Origin of the sequence: Streptomyces sp. NBC_00045 (assembly GCF_045041095.1) — a bacterium.
Lineage (GTDB): Bacteria > Actinomycetota > Actinomycetes > Streptomycetales > Streptomycetaceae > Streptomyces.
In genome coordinates, this window is sequence record NZ_CP108271.1 from 686,472 (window position 1) to 705,043 (window position 18,572).

The following is an 18,572-nucleotide window of genomic DNA, read 5'->3' on the forward strand; positions in this document are numbered from 1 at the left end:
TGGGCGCCCGCGGCCCGGCTGGCGGGGGCTGCCGGACGAGCGGGCGACAGCGGCCCCCACACCACCACGGGCGTCGAAAGCTGACCCTCCGGCGGGCGGCCCGGGGAACCGCACGACGGGCGCCTCGCAGCCCCTCTACGCAGGGGCGTCGCTCGGTACGGGGCCGGCGCAGCCCGGGTGGCCCCAGCGGGTGCCGAGCTTGCTGATCTGGTCACCGGCCGCGTACGACTTTCCGCAGGGGCAGCTACCGGGGAACTTCGCCTTGATGGAGCCGCCCCGGCTGCGCGCGGGCTTCTTGGCTCCTGCCGCGGGCTTGGTGCGGGGCGCGGAAGCGCGGGCGGGAGCGGGTACGGGGAGCGCGGGGCTACCGAGGGCCGTGCCGGCCGCCTGCTGGCTGGTGGCGGCGTCACTCGCGGCCTGGTCGGCGATCGCGTTCAAGAGGTCGCCGTCCTCGCGGTGGGCCGGAACGTAGCGGAATTCGACGTCCCGCTCGGCCAGCAGCGCGTCGATCTGCTCGACGAGCTCCCGGTTTGCGACGGGTTTGCCGGCGGCGGTCTTCCACCCGTTGCGCTTCCAGGCCGGCAGCCACTGGGTCACCGCCTTCATGGCGTACTGGGAGTCCATCCGGACCTCGACGGCCGTTCCGGGCGCCAGGGACTCCAGCAGCCGCTGCAGGGCCGTGAGTTCGCCCACGTTGTTGGTGGCCCGGCCCAGGGGCCCGGCCTCCCAGCGCTCCGGGCGGCCCTGTGTGTCGGCGATGACCCACGCCCAGGCTGCCGGTCCGGGATTCCCCTTCGCCGCGCCGTCGCAGGCGGCAATGATGCGATCAGACATCCCCCGATCATGCACCACGGCCGGCCCTGCGCGAATTCGGCTACGAGCGTCGATCGTGGACGCGGCGCAGCCGGGCTTCGACGCTTCCGTCGGCGGTGGTGCGCGTGTCGAACGCAGGCTGGGGGGCGGTCGCCGGTCCCTCGACGTTCCAGCCGTCGGAGAGGCGGAACAGGCTGCCGTGCCAGGGGCAGCGGACGCAGCCGTCCGTGAGTTCCCCTTCCGACAGCGGGCCGGCCATGTGGGAGCAGCGCTCGGCCAGTACGCGGACCGCTCCGCCGCTCTCCCGTACGACGACCACGTCCACGCCGTCCACGGCGGCGCGTACGGCCCGGTCCACGGGGAAGTCGGACAGCCGTCCGACGGGGTGCCAGCCTTCCCCCACGAGGTGCGTCACGGCCTCGGCATGGTTCGCGCCGGCCGCCTGCCGGTAGGCCAGGTGTCCGCCCAGCGCACCGCCCGCGCCGACGGCGGCGAGCCCGGCCCAACCCAGTGCCTTGCCGGCGCGGACGCGGCCGCGCGTCCGTGCGAGGAACGAGCCCGCGTACAGCAGGACCCCGGTGGTGTTGGCGACGGCGTGCACGATCCCGGTCCGGGCCTGTTCGGGCGGCAGCTCGGCCCAGTCGGTCCATCCCGTCACCGCGGCCGGTCCGGCCGCGGCCAGTCCGGTGCCGACCAGGATGCGGGCGGCGCGCTGCTGGCCGGGCCACAGGTCCAGGGCCGCGGCCGAAAGCCAGGCCCCGAGGGGTACCTGCACGAGCAGGGGGTGGGCCGGGTGGCCGAGGGGCCGGCCGTGCAGTACGTCGCGTGCCGGCCCCAGGGGCACGGCCCGTACGGCCCTGCGGACCACGCCGATCAGAGCGTCCAGCTGCGTCGTCCGTTCCAGCCGCTCGACGGCCGCCAGCAGCGGCCCCGGGCCGCCGCCGCGGAGTTCCGGATCCATGCGCTGCGTGTCCATGGCCCGCGCCTACCCGTGGCCACCCGGCGCATGTGTCACGACGCCGGGTGTCGCACCGGCGCCGCCCCCGGCGCGCCGTCTAGTGCGGCGTCCAGGTGAACTTGCCGCCGCCGACCCACCGTACGACGTCCAGGTCGTCGAGGTCGTGGATCGGGATCCCGGCCTCTGCGGCGATCAGCAGCACGTCCGTCATCGACGACGCCCTGCCGACGAACTCTCCGTCGAGCTCCACGATGCGAAAAGCAGGGTTGCCGGGCTGCACGCCCAGTACGGTGATCCGCGCCGCGGAGATGTGAGGTGTCGAACCTTCGGTCATGGGCAGACGGTTCCACGCCGGGACCGTCAAGGGGCGCGGCGACACGCCCGCGCCGCGTTCGTGCCAACAGGTGGTCGCAGGTGCCGGGCCCTCCCTGCCGCGGTACGGGTACGTCATGGCGCAGAAGACGGACGAAGCGGGCGACGGGGCCAATAGCCGGCCGAAGCAGCGGGGAGCCGCCTCCGCGGCGCTCGCGGGGGCGCTGATCGGCGCACTGGCGGGTCTCACGGGGAGCACGCTCGCCTATTTCGAGGCCAAGGACACGCACCGCAGCGAGGCCGATGCGCGGCGGGCGGACATCCGGCGGGCGGCATACGTCGAACTCGCGGCGAGTACGAACCGGTACGTACAGCAGGCCACCCAGCTGCTGAGGGTGAGCCTCGACCCGGCCACGAGCGCGCAGGACAGGCAGCGCCGGTTCGAGGACTCGTACGCACCGGCCAACACGGATCTCGCTCGGGCCTACACGACGGTCCGGCTCGTGACGACGGACGAGGGCAGGCGGGACCTGGAGAGGATCGGCGCCCTCTCTACCCGCGTGGGAGAGATGGCGACGGACAGGCTCGCACGGGGCCCGGAGGGCGTCGACGTGAAGAAGACCGGCGTCGAGTTCACGGAGGCGGTGGAGCGGCAGCTGGCTGCGCTGCAGACCTTCATGGACAGGGCAGCCCACGAGGCGCTGTGACGGCGGCCCGCCCCGGACCGCCCGCTGCGCCGATTGCGCAACGGCGGCGCCGGTCCCATAGTCCGAGGTATGGACGCGCGTGAAGAGGCGCTCCGACGGGCGTACGGCCATGCCGCCCGGTGGCTGGCGAGCCTGGACGACCGTCCGGTTCCCGCCCGCGCTTCGGTCGACGAGATCGCGGACGCGCTGGGTGCCGAGCTGCCCGACGGTCCCAGTCCGCCGTCCGACGTCGTCGACCTGCTGGCCACGGCCTGTGAGCCGGGGCTGACCGCGTTTCCCAGCGGCCGCTTCTACGGATTCGTGGTCGGCGGCACCGAACCGGCCGCGCTGGCCGCGGACTGGCTGGTCAGCGCGTGGGACCAGAACTGTGTGATGCGCGCCGCGTCGCCCGCGTACGCGGCGGCGGAGGACGTGGCCGGCGTGTGGCTGCTCGACCTGCTCGGCCTTCCGCCCGCCAGCGCCGTCGGCTTCACCACCGGTGCCACGATGGCGAACTTCACCTGTCTCGCCGCCGGGCGCGACGCCGTGTTGCGTCGCGCGGGCCGGGACGTCGCACGCGAGGGACTCGCAGGTGGGCCCGCGGTCCGCGTCCTCGTCGGCGCGGACCGGCACATGGCCGTTGACCTGGCGCTGCGCTATCTCGGGCTGGGCAGCCCGGAGCCGGTGGCGGCGGACGGCCAGGGCCGTATGGTGCCGGAGGCGCTGCGGAGCGCCCTGGCGGCCGGCGGACGGAGCCCGACCATGGTGGTCCTCCAGGCGGGGGACATCCACTCCGGCGCGTTCGACCCCTTCGTGGAGACGATCCGTGCGGCGCGGGCGTCGGACGCATGGGTGCACGTCGACGGCGCCTTCGGGCTGTGGGCGGCCACCTCGACGCGGTACGCGCACCTGACGGCGGGCTGCGCGGAAGCCGACTCGTGGGCGACGGATGCCCACAAGACCCTGAACGTCCCCTACGACTGCGGGCTCGCCATCGTGCGCGACCCGTCCGCGCTCCGGGCCGCCATGGGTCTGCGCGGTGACTACCTCATCCACGACGAACACGGCGACCCGATCGACAAGGTCCCTGAACTGTCCCGGCGCGGCAGGGCCTTCACCGTGTGGGCCGCACTCAGGTCCCTCGGCCGGACGGGCGTGGCCGACCTCGTCGAGCGGCTCTGCGGGCACGCCTGCGCCTTCGCCACGGGCATCGCCGGGATCGACGGCGCGAGGGTCCTCAACGACGTGGTGTTCACTCAGGTGTGCGCCGAGTTCGGCAGCGACGAACGCACGGAACGGGTACTCGCCCGGCTGCTCGCCGACGGTACGGCGTGGATCAGCGGCTCGACCTGGCGCGGCCGTCGCGTCATGCGGATCTCCGTGAGCAACTGGTCGACGACGGAAGAGGACGTGACGCGCGCCCTCACCGCGATCCGTCGCGCCTGCGCGGGCTGAGAACTCCGATCGTCGGGCGTGGCGGGGCACGGCCGGTCGCCGGGCCTGGCGGGCCACACGGGGGACCCCGGGTGCGCCGGTCGGGGCGTCCGGGCGCGGCTCCCCGGCGGCTTCGCCAGACTGATCGAGATGATCTCCACGTCGGAAGCCGCCGGGCCGTCCCGCCGCGACCGGCGCCATGACCTGCTGCCCCCGCTCGCCGCGTGGCTGATCTCGAACCTGATCACCTGGCTGGTCGCAGCGGCGTCCGTCGCCGGCGACGGGTCCACGGTGGACTACTGGTCCCCGGAGAGCCGTCGGCGCTGGGATTCCGAGCACTATCTGTCCATCGCCAAGACCGGCTACGAAATGTTCCGGTGCCGGGAGCGCCACCCGGACTTTCCCGATGTCGTGTGCGGAAACGTCGCTTGGTTCCCCGGATACCCCATGGGAATCCGCGCGCTGTCCGCCACCGGCCTTTCCTATGAGACAGCGGCCGTCGTCATCGCCGAAGCGTCCCTGTTGGGCATGTTCGCGGTGCTGTGGTGGCTCCTCGGCGCCCGGCTCACCTGGGCCACCGGGCTCACGCTCGCCATCGGCGCGGTGTTCCCGGGCGGTGTCTACTTCCACGCGATGTTCCCGATCGCCACCGGCACGCTGGCGTTGCTCGTCTGTGTCGTCGGGGTCAAGCGCGGTTCCTGGGGCCTTGCCGCCGCCGGTGGCTTCGCGGCGACCGCCTGTCACCTCGTCGGCGCGGCGGCCGTCGCCATGCTGCTGCTCAGCGCGTTCTTCGCGTGGCGGGCAGACTCCTGGCCGGTCCGGTTCGCCAAGGCCGGGTGCTCGTCGGCTCTCGCCGCCTGCGGCGTGCTCTGGGCGAAATGGCTGATGTGGCAGGCGACGGGCCGCTGGAACGCGTACGAGATCATCCAGGCGTCCAGTTACCAGCAGGGCGGCCTGCGTCAGCCCTTCGCCGAAATGCGGAAGGCCTACGATTTCCCCTTCAAGGACTGGTACGCGCCCGAAGGGCACCTGCCGTGGCTGGTCGAGCACGCCCTCACCGCGCACAGGACCCAGCTCTGGCTCAACGTCGCCTTCATCCTGCTCGTCGTGGCCACCGCCGCGGTTCGGCTCCTTTGGCACCGCCGGCTCGAAACCGAGGAGTGGGCCGCTCTGATCTTGACGGTGGCGATCTTCCTGCTGCCGTTCCTCGCAGGCGCGGAAATGTCCTGGTACCGCAACCATGCGCAGATGTTCGTCGGCCTCGTCCTGGTCAAGCACGTGTCCCGATGGGTTCAGGTACCACTCCTTCTGCTCTGCTCGGCCCAGTACGCCCTCCTGGCGTCGATGTTCTTCGCTGGGGTGCTGGTGTAAAAGCGCAAAGAGTTCCCCAAGCCTGCGGTCGCGGGGCACCAGCACCCCCTCTCATTCGGGTGCATATGTCTTACATATCCGCAGATATAGGGCAAATCCTTCCGCGTGACGGACCTCATCCTGTGTGCATCGCCATTGCTCGACCCCATCAGGTTTGCCCATAGTTGCCGGTGCTACGCCCTTGCAGCATCGAGCGAAACGGACCTGGCATGACCCTCCCGCCCACTCCGCCATGCGCTCCCGGCCCGGGGCGGCGCAGATGAAGACCGCGTCCGAGCGGCTGCGCGCCGGGCTGGCCGCCGGTGCGGTCGTCGTCACCGTGCTGTGGGCCGCCCAGGTGCACCCCTCAGCCCGGCCCGACGAGCTCATCGGCGCCGCCGCACACCTCACCGGACTCCTCGCCGGTTACGGCATCCTCGTCATGCTGTTCCTGATGGCACGCGTACCGGCCGTCGAGCACGGCGTCGGCGCTGACCGCCTCGCCCGCTGGCACGCCTTCGGCGGCCGCTGGGTGCTGGTCCTGTGCGGCGGCCACGGACTGTTCGCCCTCGTCGTGTACGCCCTGCGCACCGGGACCGACCTGGTGACCGCCACCGGGGCCATGTTCCGCTACCCGGCCCTCATCGCCGCGTTCGCGGGCGCCGCCCTGCTGGCGGGTGTGGGCCTGTTCTCCGCCCGGACCGTACGCCGCCGGGTCCCGCACGAGGCGTGGCGCGGCATCCACCTGCTGACCTACCTCGCCGCAGCGCTGGGCTTCGTCCACCAGCTGGCCGGCCCCGACGTCGCCGTCACCACGTTCACCGCCTGGTTCTGGGCCCTGCTGCACACCGTCGTAGGCGTTCTGCTCGCCTGGTACCGCGGGATCGTCCCGGCCCGCCAGGCCCTGCGGCACGGGCTGCGCGTCGCCACCGTCGAAAACGAAGGCCCCGGCGTGGTGTCCGTCACCATCGAAGGCGACAGGCTCCGCGAGTTGCGGGCGGAGCCCGGCCAGTTCTTCCGCTGGCGGTTCCTGCGGGGCGGCCTGTGGCACACCGCCCTGCCGTTCTCGCTCTCCGCGCCCGCCCGTGACGACCGCCTCCGCATCACCGTGAAGGCGCTCGGCGGGCACTCCCGGCGGGTCCGCGGGCTGCGGCCCGGCACGAGGGTCCTGGCCACCGGCCCGTTCGGCGCACTCACCGAGCGGCGCCGCACCCGCCCCAAGGTCCTGCTGATCGCCGGCGGCATCGGCATCACGCCGATGCGCGCCCTCTTCGAGTCCCTGCCCGCGAGCCCCGGAGACCTCACCCTGCTCTACCGCGCGGGCGACGCCGACCAACTGGTCCTGCGCGACGAGCTGGAAGCCATCGCGGCGTCCCGCCAGGCCGCACTGCACTACCTGGTGGGCCGTTCCGACGCCGCGTACGATCCGCTCGCGCCCCAGGCCCTGCGTGCGCTCGTACCCGACCTGTCCGACCGTGACGTCTACCTCTGCGGGCCGCCGGGCATGGCGGACGCGACGACCGCGTCGCTGCTCAGGGCGGGCGTCCCGGCCGCACGCATCCACTCAGAGTGCTTCACCTACTGAGGACGCCGAATCCCCCGATGAACCAGTACTCCGCACCCCGTGAGCCCGTACGTCTCCCCGCGCCGGCTCCCGAGCCGCAGGCACGGGCCCGCCGGGCGAGCGCCCGGCACCGGAAGTCCTCACCGTCCCTCCGGCTCGTCGCCGGGCTCGCCCTGGCCAGCGCACTGACCGCAACGCTCGTCACGATGACGGTGGACCCGGCCGCACCGGCCCCGGACACCACACCGAGCGCGCAGCCCGCGCGCTGAGCGAGGCGATGTCGGCCGCCGGCCCGCCGGCCCGGCGGCACCGCAGTGCCGTTGCCGCTCAGGGAGGCGCTGTCCGCGGGTACCCGGACGCCGCCCCGCGACCCCGTACGGCCGGCAGTTCGCGCGGGGACCGGTCAGAGCGTTTCGCTCAGCGAGTCCGCCAGCCGGCGCCGGGCGGTCCGGGTCGCCGGCACCAGCGCCGCCACCACCGCTCCGAGCACCGCCGCGGTGACGACCGTCAGCAGGACGGGCGCCGAGGGAAGTCGGGCGATGCCCGCGCCGATCCCGCTCGACGCACCCTGGGCGTCCACCAGCCAGCTGCCGGAGAGCGCCCCCAATACCGTCCCCACCACGGCGGCTGCCAGCGCGGTCAGCGCGGCGGCCGTCACGATCATCGAGCCGATCTGCCGGGGTGTCAGCCCGATCGCCTTCAGTGCGAGCAGGTCCCGGCCCCGGTCGCGTACGCCCGTGCTGATCAGCGTCAACAGTTCCGTCAGTCCGATCAGCGCCAGCACCGCGATCAGGGCGGCGATCACTGCGCGCGCCGGCTCCAGCCGGTCGGCCGGGTTCGGGGTCTCCCGGACCTCCAGCGGTGCGCCCGGCGCCGTGGCGAGCGCGGCGCTCACCGCCCGGGGATCCGCTCCCTCGCGCAGTACCAGGGCGTGGAAATCGGGCCGCAGCCCCGGGTCGCGCTCGCGCAGTGCGTCGATGGTCGTGGTGATCACCCGGCCCCCCGATTCGGGTTCGATGGTGCGGCCGACGAGGTGCAGGATCTGCGGCCGTCCTTCGACGGTCATCCGCACCCATGCGCCGACGCGCACTCCGAGGAGATCGAGCAGACCCTGCCCGGCCACTGCTTCGTCCGGGCCTTCGACCGCGCGGCCCTCCACCACCTTGGAGGGGTACGGATGCCGGGCCGTGCCCAGCCCGCGGAGCGTGATGGTGCCGGTCTGACCCGGTACGAGCGCCGCCACCTCCGCGCCGGGGTGGACGGCGGCGACGTCCGGGACGGCCGCGAGGGTCTTCTCCAGTTCCGCGTCGGAGGCTCCCGCAGGTTGCTCGGCGCGTACGGTCAGTGCCGCGGGCAGCCCCATCTGTGCGGGCCGGCTGCGGAACTGGTCCAGCGTCGACCACGTGACGAGCGCGACGGTGATCAGCACCAGCGGCAGGGCGAGCCGTGCCACCGGTACGAGCGTGCGGCCGCGGCGCGGGAACGCCGCCCGCCATCCCAGCACCAGCGCGGGCGGCACCCGCAGGCCCAGGGCCCGCCTGCCGAGTGCGGTCATCGGCGCCGCGGACGGCAGCGCCGCTCGGGCCACCGGCACCGGCGGCACCCGTCCGGCCCGCCAGGCCGACAGCCCGGTGGCGGCCGCGATCAGCAGGACCGCGCCGCAGGGGACGCCGATCATGAGCGCGGTGTGGCCGGGCAGGTCGGGCCACACCGCTGCCGCCTCGCCGATCCGGCCGGGTATGCGGGCGCCGAGCAGGGCGATCGCCGTCGTTCCGAGGGTCACGCCGAAGAGTGCGAAGGCGAGGTGCTGTACGAGCAGTCCGCGGGTCACCTGGCCGGGGGTGAAGCCGACGGCCTTGAGGATCGCGATGTCGCGCAGCTGGCCGCGGACCCGGGCGCCGATGGCTCCGGCGGCGGCGAGCGCGGCAGCGAGCAGCGCCCCGAGGCCGAAGACGGCGAACACCTGCCCGAGGAGCCGGTCGTCGCCACCCGCCTCGGCGCGTGCCTGCTGCCACTTGGTGACCTGGGCCACGCGGTCGGCGCCGAGCACGGTCACGGCGCGCTGGACGATGAAGTCGGTGTCGTCGGGATCCTCCAGCCGCAGGCCGACGCTCTGCCCGGTGTCTGCGTGGGCGATCTCGTCGAGGGTGCCGGCGAGCACCCAGCCGATGCCGGGCCCGCCACCCGGGTGGTAGCGGGGTTCGGCCGCTTCGGCGATGCCGCTCACCCGCAGTGCGTGGGGGGCGCCGTCCGGTCCGGTGACGCCCACGGTGTCGCCCGGCTCGGCCCACAGCGCCCGCGCGACCGATGCTTCCAGTACGACGGCGCCGGCGTCCGCGCCGGTACGGGTGCCGGCGTCCGGCCGGGTGAGCCAGCTCCCGGCGGTCACCAGCGGCCGTCCGGTCTCCGGGGGCGTCACCGCGGCCCCGCGCAGCGTGACCGCGGCGCGCGCGCCGTGCGACTCGACGGTCGTCGCCGTCGTGCGGTAGGGGCCGGAGAGGGCCGCGACCCCGTCCAGGCCGGCCAGGGCGTTGGTGTCCGCCCCGGCGCGGGTGTGCAGCCAGATGTGCGCGCCGCGGGACTGGTTGAAGATCCGCTGCCAAGGGTTGGCGGCGTAGCCGAACAGTGCGCCGGCCAGCAGGAGCGAGGCGATGATCCCGGCGCTGGCCAGTACGACGAAGAGGGCTTCGCCCCGGTGTGCGCGGAAGTCGGCGTGTGCCCAGCGCAGAGTCGCCCGCACGGTCACTTCTTCGGTTCCAGTTCCAGGTCCAGTACGCCGGAGACCCCGCGGACCGGCCCGCGGCGCCCGCCGTCCAGGTGTGCGTCGTCGGCTATGCGCCCGTCGAAGAAGCTGATGACCCGGTCGGCGGCACTGGCCATCCGGGCGTCATGGGTGACCATCATGATCGTCTGGCCGCGCTGGTGGAACCGGGAGAGCAGTCGCAGTACCTCGCGGGTGCCCTTGCTGTCGAGGCTGCCGGCCGGTTCGTCGGCGAGCAGCAGCGTGGGGTGGTTGACGAGTGCGCGGGCCAGCGCGACGCGCTGCTGTTCGCCGCCGGACAGCTCCCCGGGCATCGACCGCTCGCGGCCTTCGAGGCCGAGTTCGGCGAGCAGTTCGGCGCGGGAGGCGCGGGCGGCTTTCGGGGAGGCGCCGGCGAGCAGGGCGGGCAGTTCGACGTTGTCGGCGACGGTGAGGTTGGAGACCAGGTTGAAGAACTGGAAGACGACGCCGATGCTGCGGCGCCTGAGGACCGCCCAGCGGGCCTCGCGGTACTCGTCGACGCGCTCCCCGCCGAGCCACAGTTTCCCGCTGTCGGGCCGCTGGAGTCCGCCGATCAAGTGCAGCAGCGTGGACTTGCCCGCTCCCGACGGTCCGGTGACCGCGACGAACTCGCCCGGCTGGACGGACAGGTCCACGCCGCGCACGGCGTGCACCGGCACGCCTTCGCCGTGGTGCGTCTTGGTCAGGCCTTCGGCCCGCACGATGGGCGCGGCAGGAGCCGAGGTGGCGTCGTCGCTCATTCCAGCTCCTCCTGACAGCGTTCCAACCAGTCGAGGTCGGCCTGCAGGTGCAGCATGGCGCCCTCGATCAGCAGTTGGGAGATCTTGTTGTCGCGGTCCTCGGCCGCGGCCAGCTTGGACAGGTCCCGCATGGTGTTGAGGTACTGCCGCCGCTGCTTGTTGATCAGGGCGATCGGGTCGGCCAGGCCCGACTGCGGGGCGAGTGCCAGCTTCATGAAGAACTCGTCCCGTACACGGGGTTCCTCGGCGGTTTCCTCGAACCAGGCCAGCACGGCCTCGCGCCCGGCGTCCGTCAGCCTGTAGGTGCGCTTGTTGGGCCGGCCCGACTGCTCGACGTCCTCGCCTTCGATGAGGCCGCTCTTCTCCAGCCGGCCGAGGGTGACGTAGATCTGGCCGACGTTGGGCTGAGGGTACGCGGCGCCCAGGAGCTTCTCAAGGTCCTGCTTCAGCTCGTAACCGTGCGCAGGGCTACGGGTGAGGAGCGCAAGGAGCGCCAGCCGCACTCGCTCCCCCTCCTTCCCGCTCCGTAGTCAACGGTTCACTCGGCCGTGGACCGAGAAGCGCCGCCGTCCGGCCCGTCTGCCTGGACGTCTAGTATCGCCCATGCCTAACGGGTATATATAGGCCAGGTGGTCGGCGGCGCAGCCGGATCGTGCACTGACCGGATCGTGCACCGAGTGGTGCGCTGGGAGGAATCTATGCGGTGGACTCGTGCCGCGGGTAGAGCTTTCCTGGTCGTGGCGGTGGTGCTGGCGGGATACGCCGGCTTCGGCGTCCGCTCCGACGCGGGCGCGGCCTCCGCGAGCCGAGGTCCCCTGACGCTCGTGACGGCGGGCGATCTGACCGACTACCTCCCGCCGCTCCTCGACGACTGGAACGACGCCCACCCTGACGAGCGCGTCACGCTCGTCGAGCTGCCCGACTCGGCCGACGAGACCCGCGCACAGATGATCAGCGAACTGCGTTCGGGCCGCGACCGGTTCGACGTACTGAACATCGACGTCGCCTGGACGTCCGAGTTCGCGGCGGCCGGCTGGATCTCCCCGCTCGACCGCGGCCGCTTCCCGCTGGACGCCTTCCTGCGTCCGGTCGTGGAGACCGCGACGTTCGACGGCCGTCTGTACGCGGTCCCGTACGTCACCAACGCGGGACTGCTCTACTACCGCAAGGACGTCCTGGACCTGGAGGGCGAACGGCCGCCGCGCACTTGGGCCGAGCTGGCCCGCATGGCACGCACCATCGCCCCGAAGTACGGACTGGACGGGTACGCGGGCCAGTTCCTTCCGTACGAGGGTCTCACCGTCAACGTCACCGAGGCCGTGCAGTCGGCAGGCGGTTCGATCCTGCGCGACGACGGCGCCAGGGTGACGGTGGACTCCGCCGCGGCGCGCACCGGACTGCGGTTCCTCGCGGACGGCGTACGGGACGGCTGGATCTCCCGTGACGCGCTCGGCTACAAGGAGGAGGAGTCGCGGCGGGCCTTCCAGGACGGCCGGCTGCTCTTCCTGCGGAACTGGCCGTACGTGTACGCGGACGCCGGGGCGAGCGGGTCGAAGGTGGCGGGCAGGTTCGGCGCCGTGCCGCTACCCGGACCCGACGGGCCCGGCACCAGTGTGCTGGGGGGCTCCAACCTCGCCGTGAGCAGCCATGCGCGCCATCCCGCGTCGGCGGCCGATCTGATCTCCTACCTCACCAGTGAACGGGTCCAGCGGCAGGTGCTGACGAAGGGCTCGCTGCCCCCGGTGCGTGCCGCGCTGTACGAGGACCCCGAGCTGATCCGCGCGTACCCGTACCTGCCCACGCTCCGCCAGAGCGTGCTGTCGGCGGTGCCGCGCCCCAAGAGTCCGCGTTACGACCAGGTGAGCCTCGCCGTGCAGGCCGTGGCGCAGGACGTGATGGCGCTGCGCCAGACGCCGGAGCAGGCCGCGGCGCGGCTCGCGCGCGAGCTCGGGCCACTCTCCCGCAAGGGCTGACCGACCCCTCCTCTTTCCGCTCTCCTCAAGGGCCTCTACTTACATGTTAAGTAGAGGCCCTTAGTCATGCATGCGCACGTTTAGGTACAAACCACCCCAGCTTTTCACTGTTTCTGGACACATCGTTGACACCTTCTAGTCGCTGCTACTTAACATGCATGCATAACAGCGCACCCGCTCTGGGGCGCTCTCGCATTCAGCAGAACAGGTCGACGCGAGATGCTCAGCACCCTTCCGGCCGACATCGGCCACCCCTCACGTACCACCACCGCAGCGGCCCCCTGGTGGCGCGACGCGGTGATCTACCAGGTCTACGTCCGCAGCTTCCTCGACAGCACCGGGGACGGCATCGGCGACCTGGCCGGCGTCCGGGCCGGACTCCCCTACCTGCGCAAGCTCGGCGTCGACGGCATCTGGCTCAGCCCGTTCTATCCGTCGCCGCAGCACGACCACGGCTACGACGTCGCCGACTACTGCGGTGTCGACCCCGTCTACGGCGACCTCGCCGAGTTCGACCGGCTCGTGGCCGATGCCCACCGCCTCGGGCTCAAGCTGCTGCTCGACATCGTCCCCAACCACTGTTCGAGCGAGCACCCGTGGTTCCGCGCCGCGCTCGCCGCGGCGCCGGGCAGCGCGCAGCGCTCCCGTTTCCACTTCGCCCCCGGCTGCGGCCCGTCCGGGGCCGAGCCGCCCAACAACTGGCGCGCGATGTTCGGCGGTCCCGCCTGGAGCCGCGTCCAGGAGCCCGACGGCACCCCCGGCGAGTGGTACCTGCACCTGTTCACACCCGAGCAGCCCGACCTGAACTGGCGTGACCCGGCCGTCGGCGACGACTTCGAGCAGGTGCTGCGCTTCTGGCTGGACCGCGGTGTCGACGGCTTCCGCATCGATGTCGCCGCCGGACTGTTCAAGCACCCCGAACTGCCGGACTCGGACGACCCCGGAGCCGACGAGCGCGCCCGCGACGCCGTCAACCAGCTGGCCTGGAACCGGCCCGAGGTGCACGGTGTGTGGCGCCGCTGGCGCGCGGTGTGCGAGGAGTACGCCGCCGGGGACGGCCGGGAGCGGCTGCTGGTCGGCGAGGTCTCCGTGCCGACCGCACGCGAACACGCCGAGTACGTCCGCCCCGACGAACTGCACCAGGCCTTCTTCTTCGACCTCCTCAGCGCACCCTGGGACGCCGACGCCTTCCGCGCGACGATCACCGAGGCGGTACGCGACATCGCCGGCACCGGCTCCACCGTCACCTGGGTGCTCAACAACCACGACCAGGTCCGTACGGTCACCCGCTACGCGGGCGAGCCCGGGGTGGAAGGCAGCGGCCTGGGAGCCGCCCGCGCCCGCGCCGCCGCTCTGCTGATGCTCGCACTGCCCGGCGCGGCCTACGTCTACCAGGGCGAGGAGCTCGGACTTCCCGAGGTCCTCGACCTGCCGGACGAGGTCCTCACCGATCCGATCTTCCACCGCACCGGCAGCCGCAAGCACGTCCGGGACGGCTGCCGCGTGCCGCTGCCCTGGTCGGGGCACGCCTCCCCGTTCGGCTTCAGCCAGGGCGTGCCCGACGCGAGGCCGTGGCTGCCGCAGCCCGAATGGTTCGCCGAGCACTCCACCGACCGGGCCCTGGCCGACACCCGTTCCTTCTGGCACCTGTACCGCGAAGGCCTCCAGCTGCGGCGCAGCCTGCCGCAGCTCGGCGAGGGCACCCTGCGCTGGCTGGACGCACCCGCACGGGTGCTCGCGATCGCCCGCGGCGACGGCCTGGTCTGCGCGGTCAACTTCGGCACGGAGCCGGTGCCGGCCCCCGTCGCCGGAACCCCGCTGCTCGCCAGCGGCCCCTGTCCCGACGGGGTGCTCCCCCCGGCGACCGCCGCCTGGTGGACGGCCGAGTGCCCGACGCCGTGAGCCGCGGCCCCCGACGGGCCGGACCGGCCCCGCAGTCCCCCTCCCTCCCCCGATCCGAAAAGGACCTCATCATGCGACGATCCGGCAAGACGACCCGGCGCACCGCGGCCACCGCATCGGCGGCCCTCGCCCTCGCCCTCGGCGCCACTGCCTGCGGCGGCACCACCGGTCCCGCGAGCGGCGGCGAACTGAGCGGCCAGACCGTCACCGTGGCCGGTGTCTGGACCGGCAGCGAGCAGAAGAACTTCAAGAAGGTCCTGGACGCCTTCACGACGAAGACCGGTGCCAAGACGGTCTTCGTCCCCTCCGGCGACAACGTCTCCACCTTCGTCGGCAGCAAGATCGAGGGCGGCAACGCACCCGACGTGGTGATGGTCCCCCAGGTCGGCGTGCTCCGGCAGTTCGCCAAGGAGGGCTGGCTCCAGCCGCTGTCCGACGAGGCCGCCAAGACGGCCGGCTCCTCCCTCGCCCCGGTGTGGAAGGACTACGGCAGCGTCGACGGCACGTACTACGGCCTGTACTTCAAGGCCGCCCACAAGTCGACGGTCTGGTACGCCCCCCAGGCCTTCACCCAGGCCGGCATCACCGAGCCCAAGAGCTACGCCGACCTGCTGAAGGCGGGCCGCACCCTCGCCGACTCCGGCCGCCCTGCCTTCGCCATAGCCGGCGAGGACGGCTGGACCCTCACCGACTGGTTCGAGAACATCTACCTCTCGCAGGCCGGACCGCAGAAGTACGACCAGCTCGCCCAGCACAAGCTCAAGTGGACCGACGACAGCGTCGTCAAGGCGCTGACCACGCTCGGCGAACTGTTCAAGGACAAGCAGCTCGTGGCCGGCGGCGCCCAGGGCGCCCTCGGCACCGACTTCCCCTCCTCGGTCGAGCAGGTCTTCGGCCCCGAGCCCAAGGCGGGCATGGTCTACGAGGGCGACTTCGTGGGCGGCGTCGCCAAGGACCAGTTCGGCAAGAAGCTCGGGGAGGACGCCAAGTTCTTCCCGTTCCCCGCGGTCGACGGCGGTACGGCACCGGTCGTCAGCGGCGGTGACGCGGCCGTCGTCCTCAAGTCCGGCAAGAACGGCAAGGCCGGCATGAAACTGCTCGAATTCCTGGCCGGACCCGAAGCCGCCGAGGTCTGGGCCGGCGCGGGCGGCTTCCTGTCCCCGAACACCAAGGTCAACCTCGCCGCGTACGGCGACGACACCACGCGCAGCACCGCCAAGTCACTGGTCGCGGCGGCCGATTCGGTCCGCTTCGACATGTCGGACCAGGCTCCGGCCGCGTTCGGCGGCACGAAGGGCGCGGGCGAGTGGAAGCTCCTGCAGGACTTCCTGCGCGACCCGTCGGACGCCCAGGGCACGGCCGCGAAACTCGAAGCCGAGGCCGCCAAGGCGTACGGGAACTGAGGCGGCCCGCCATGGCTGACACCTTGAACCCGCGGCGTCTGGCCCAACGGAGGAAACGCCGCCTCGCGATCGTCTTCGTACTTCCCGCCCTGCTGCTGCTCGGAGCGCTGGTCGTCTACCCGGTCGTCTTCTCCGTCGGTCGCAGCCTCTTCGACGCCGACGGCGACCGGTTCGTCGGCGTCGGCAACTACGCCGCGATCGTCCACGACCCGGCCACCCTCAAGGCGATCCGCAACAGCACCATCTGGGTCGTCGTCGCCCCGCTCCTCCTGACCGGGCTCGGGCTGATGCTGGCCGTGCTCACCGAGAAGGTGCGCTGGGCGACCGCGTTCAAGCTGGTGCTCTTCCTGCCGATGGCCGTGTCGTTCCTCGCCGCGGGCATCGTCTTCCGCCTCGCCTACGAACAGGACCCGAACCGGGGCGTGCTCAACGCGGTCGCCGTCGGCGTCCACGACGCCTTCGACGACACCGCCGCCTATCCGACCGCCCGTATCCGGGAGGGCCAGGGCCTGACCGGCCGGGCGGGCGGCCCGTACAGCACCGAGAAGACCGTACGGACGGGCGGCTCGGTCACCCTCGGGTTCGTCGGGGTGGCACCCGACGCGCTGCCCGGCGGCGCCAAGGCCGCCGCCCCCGCGCCCCCCGACGCGGACGGGATCGGGGGCGTCGTGTACCTCGACTTCGCCCCCGGCGGCGCCGGCACACCGGGCAGGGTCGACCCGGGCGAGAAGGGCCTGCCCGGCATGGCGGTGGAGGCGGTACGGGACGGCCGGGTGGCCGCGACCGCGACCGCCTCCGAAGACGGGTCGTTCCGTTTCACCGGGCTGGCCGGGGGCGAGTACACCGTACGGCTGCCCGCGGCCAACTTCGCGGCCCCCTACCAGGGCGTGAACTGGCTCGGCCCGGCGCTGGTGACGCCCGCCATCATCGGCGCCTACCTATGGGTGTGGACCGGCTTCGCGATGGTTCTGATCGGCGCCGGACTCGCGGCGATCCCGCGCGACGCCCTGGAGGCCGCGCGGATGGACGGCGCCAGCGAGGGACAGATCTTCCGCAGGATCACCGTCCCGCTGCTCGCACCGGTCCTCACGGTGGTGTTCGTGACCCTCCTGATCAACGTGATGAAGGTCTTCGACCTCGTCTACATCATCGCGCCGGGCCCGGTCCAGGAAGAAGCGAACGTCCTGGCCACCCGGATGTGGCTCGTCTCCTTCGGCGGCGGCAACGACCAGGGGCTCGGCAGCGCGCTGAGCGTGGTGCTCCTCCTCCTGGTCGTCCCGGCGATGGCCTTCAACATCCGGCGCTTCCGAAGGAGCGGAGCATGAGCAACCACGGCACCGTCGAACGACGCCGGGCGTCCCGCCTGTTGGGTAGTTCGGTCGTCCAGGGCCTGCTGATCCTGGTCGCCCTCGTATGGATCACCCCGCTGGCGGGCCTGTTCCTCTCCTCGATGCGCTCCGAGCGGGACAACGCCGCAGACGGCTGGTGGACCGCGCTGACCGATCCGTCGCAGCTGTCCCTGGACAACTACGGCGCCCTGCTGAAGGACTCGGGCATCGCGCAGGCCTTCGGGAACACCGTCCTGATCTCGGTTCCCACCACGGTCTTGGTCGTCGGCATCGCGGCACTCGCCGGATACGCCTTCGCCTGGCTGGACTTCCCCGGTCGCGACGGCATCTTCCTGGTGGTCGTCGGACTGTTGGTGGTGCCCGTACAGATCGGGCTGCTGCCCGTGGCCAAACTCTTCGGCGCGGTGGGGCTGTTCGGCACGATCGCCGGGGTCGTCCTCTTCCACGTCGCTTACGGGCTGCCGTTCGCGGTGTTCCTGCTGCGCAACTACTTCGCCGAGATCCCGCGCGAAATGCTGGAAGCCGCCCGGATGGACGGCGGGAGCGAGTGGCGGATCTTCTTCCGGCTCGTGCTGCCGCTCGGCCGGCCGGCCATCGCGAGTCTGGCCATCTTCCAGTTCCTCTGGGTCTGGAACGACATGCTCGTGGCGCTGCTGTTCGCGGACAGCGGGTCCCAGCCGCTCACGGTCGCGCTGCAGTCCCAGATGCGGCAGTTCGGAAGCAACATCGGCGTCCTCGCTCCGGGCGCCTTCCTGTCCCTCGTGGTCCCGCTCGTCGTCTTCTTCGCCTTCCAGCGGCACTTCGTCCAAGGGGTGATGGCGGGATCGGTGAAGTGACCGGCCCCGCCGCCGGGCGGCCCCGCGGTTGGCCGGGCCGCCCGGAACCCCGTACGGCGCACGTCGGTCCCCCACGAACGGCAGGACGCGGGCGGACCTCCGAAACCCCGCCCGAGCAGGGCTTTCTCTTGATCAAGTCGCCCGTGCGGGAACCGCGCCGCTAGCAGCGGAGCGGTTCGAGCCGCGTGGGGGAGCGCGTGGGGGCATCCGTTCCAGACGGGAGTCCGACCTCATGGCCACACCCCGCCGCATCGTCCGGATCGCTCGCGTCGTCGCCGCCGGCGCCCTGTCGACAGTCCTGCTGACCGCAGGGGGCCTCGCGACCGCAACCACGTCCACCGCCGCCGCGCGGCCCGCCCCTGCTCCGACGGCCTCCGCATCGGCAGCCGTACCTGCGCACCCGGCTTCGGGACCTGTGGCCGGGTGCACAGGCACGCCACCTGCACGAACGGCCCATCTCGCGGCCCCGG

At 72.3% G+C, this 18,572-nt stretch carries 16 protein-coding genes; 10 read left to right on the top strand and 6 right to left on the bottom strand.

Annotation, left to right across the window (positions count from 1 at the left end):
- Window positions 1–135: 135 nt before the first annotated feature.
- The 3 genes from OHA65_RS03450 to OHA65_RS03460 all read right to left on the bottom strand — a co-directional run bounded on the left by OHA65_RS03450 (window position 136) and on the right by OHA65_RS03460 (window position 2,105).
- On the bottom strand, window positions 136–834 hold the full coding sequence (locus OHA65_RS03450) for a ribonuclease H (protein ID WP_327281576.1): 699 nt from the start codon (window positions 832–834) through the stop codon (window positions 136–138).
- A gap of 40 nt (window positions 835–874) precedes the next feature.
- The gene (locus OHA65_RS03455; protein ID WP_328761488.1) at window positions 875–1,789 is read right to left on the bottom strand and encodes a Rieske (2Fe-2S) protein; all 915 of its coding nucleotides are present in this window, start codon (window positions 1,787–1,789) and stop codon (window positions 875–877) included.
- A gap of 79 nt (window positions 1,790–1,868) precedes the next feature.
- Entirely contained in the window at window positions 1,869–2,105 is a 237-nt protein-coding gene (locus OHA65_RS03460) for a hypothetical protein (RefSeq protein ID WP_327281578.1), read from the bottom strand.
- Between OHA65_RS03460 and OHA65_RS03465 the strand changes: the two genes are divergently transcribed.
- From OHA65_RS03465 to OHA65_RS03485, 5 genes are all read left to right on the top strand, one after another.
- Entirely contained in the window at window positions 2,104–2,790 is a 687-nt protein-coding gene (locus tag OHA65_RS03465; protein ID WP_327281579.1) for a hypothetical protein, read from the top strand. The genes OHA65_RS03460 and OHA65_RS03465 overlap by 2 nt on opposite strands.
- 69 nt (window positions 2,791–2,859) lie before the next feature.
- Window positions 2,860–4,224 (top strand): pyridoxal phosphate-dependent decarboxylase family protein, encoded by a 1,365-nt coding sequence (locus tag OHA65_RS03470; protein ID WP_405761123.1) that lies wholly within the window; start codon window positions 2,860–2,862, stop codon window positions 4,222–4,224.
- A gap of 129 nt (window positions 4,225–4,353) precedes the next feature.
- Window positions 4,354–5,574 (top strand): hypothetical protein, encoded by a 1,221-nt coding sequence (locus tag OHA65_RS03475; protein ID WP_405761126.1) that lies wholly within the window; start codon window positions 4,354–4,356, stop codon window positions 5,572–5,574.
- A 259-nt stretch (window positions 5,575–5,833) separates the two neighbouring features.
- Window positions 5,834–7,138: a ferredoxin reductase family protein gene (locus tag OHA65_RS03480; protein WP_327281582.1), complete on the top strand. Its 1,305-nt coding sequence runs from the start codon at window positions 5,834–5,836 to the stop codon at window positions 7,136–7,138.
- A gap of 17 nt (window positions 7,139–7,155) precedes the next feature.
- The gene (locus OHA65_RS03485; protein ID WP_405761129.1) at window positions 7,156–7,386 is read left to right on the top strand and encodes a hypothetical protein; all 231 of its coding nucleotides are present in this window, start codon (window positions 7,156–7,158) and stop codon (window positions 7,384–7,386) included.
- 134 nt (window positions 7,387–7,520) lie between these two features.
- Here the strand turns inward: OHA65_RS03485 and OHA65_RS03490 are convergent, their stop codons facing one another.
- The 3 genes from OHA65_RS03490 to OHA65_RS03500 are packed head-to-tail and all read right to left on the bottom strand — an operon-like array spanning window position 7,521 to window position 11,142.
- Window positions 7,521–9,857, bottom strand: a complete 2,337-nt coding sequence (locus tag OHA65_RS03490) for an FtsX-like permease family protein (protein WP_327281584.1) — start codon at window positions 9,855–9,857, stop codon at window positions 7,521–7,523.
- Window positions 9,858–9,859: 2 nt separating this feature from the next.
- Window positions 9,860–10,639: an ABC transporter ATP-binding protein gene (locus OHA65_RS03495; RefSeq protein ID WP_327281585.1), complete on the bottom strand. Its 780-nt coding sequence runs from the start codon at window positions 10,637–10,639 to the stop codon at window positions 9,860–9,862.
- The gene (locus OHA65_RS03500; RefSeq protein ID WP_030869259.1) at window positions 10,636–11,142 is read right to left on the bottom strand and encodes a PadR family transcriptional regulator; all 507 of its coding nucleotides are present in this window, start codon (window positions 11,140–11,142) and stop codon (window positions 10,636–10,638) included. Before OHA65_RS03500 ends, OHA65_RS03495 begins: the two co-directional genes overlap by 4 nt.
- Window positions 11,143–11,337: 195 nt before the next feature.
- Here OHA65_RS03500 and OHA65_RS03505 point away from each other — a divergent pair, with 195 nt between their 5' ends.
- The 5 genes from OHA65_RS03505 (at window position 11,338) to OHA65_RS03525 (ending at window position 18,102) form a co-directional block, all read left to right on the top strand.
- A complete protein-coding gene (locus tag OHA65_RS03505) occupies window positions 11,338–12,612 on the top strand; it encodes an ABC transporter substrate-binding protein (RefSeq protein ID WP_327281586.1) in 1,275 nt (424 codons plus the stop codon).
- Window positions 12,613–12,831: 219 nt separating this feature from the next.
- Window positions 12,832–14,514, top strand: coding sequence for a glycoside hydrolase family 13 protein (locus OHA65_RS03510; protein WP_327281587.1), 1,683 nt, complete (start codon window positions 12,832–12,834; stop codon window positions 14,512–14,514).
- A gap of 71 nt (window positions 14,515–14,585) precedes the next feature.
- Window positions 14,586–15,917, top strand: coding sequence for an ABC transporter substrate-binding protein (locus tag OHA65_RS03515; protein ID WP_327281588.1), 1,332 nt, complete (start codon window positions 14,586–14,588; stop codon window positions 15,915–15,917).
- A gap of 11 nt (window positions 15,918–15,928) precedes the next feature.
- Window positions 15,929–17,242, top strand: a complete 1,314-nt coding sequence (locus OHA65_RS03520) for an ABC transporter permease subunit (protein ID WP_327281589.1) — start codon at window positions 15,929–15,931, stop codon at window positions 17,240–17,242.
- A complete protein-coding gene (locus OHA65_RS03525) occupies window positions 17,239–18,102 on the top strand; it encodes a carbohydrate ABC transporter permease (protein ID WP_327281590.1) in 864 nt (287 codons plus the stop codon). The genes OHA65_RS03520 and OHA65_RS03525 overlap by 4 nt, the downstream gene beginning before the upstream one ends.
- Window positions 18,103–18,572: the final 470 nt, after the last annotated feature.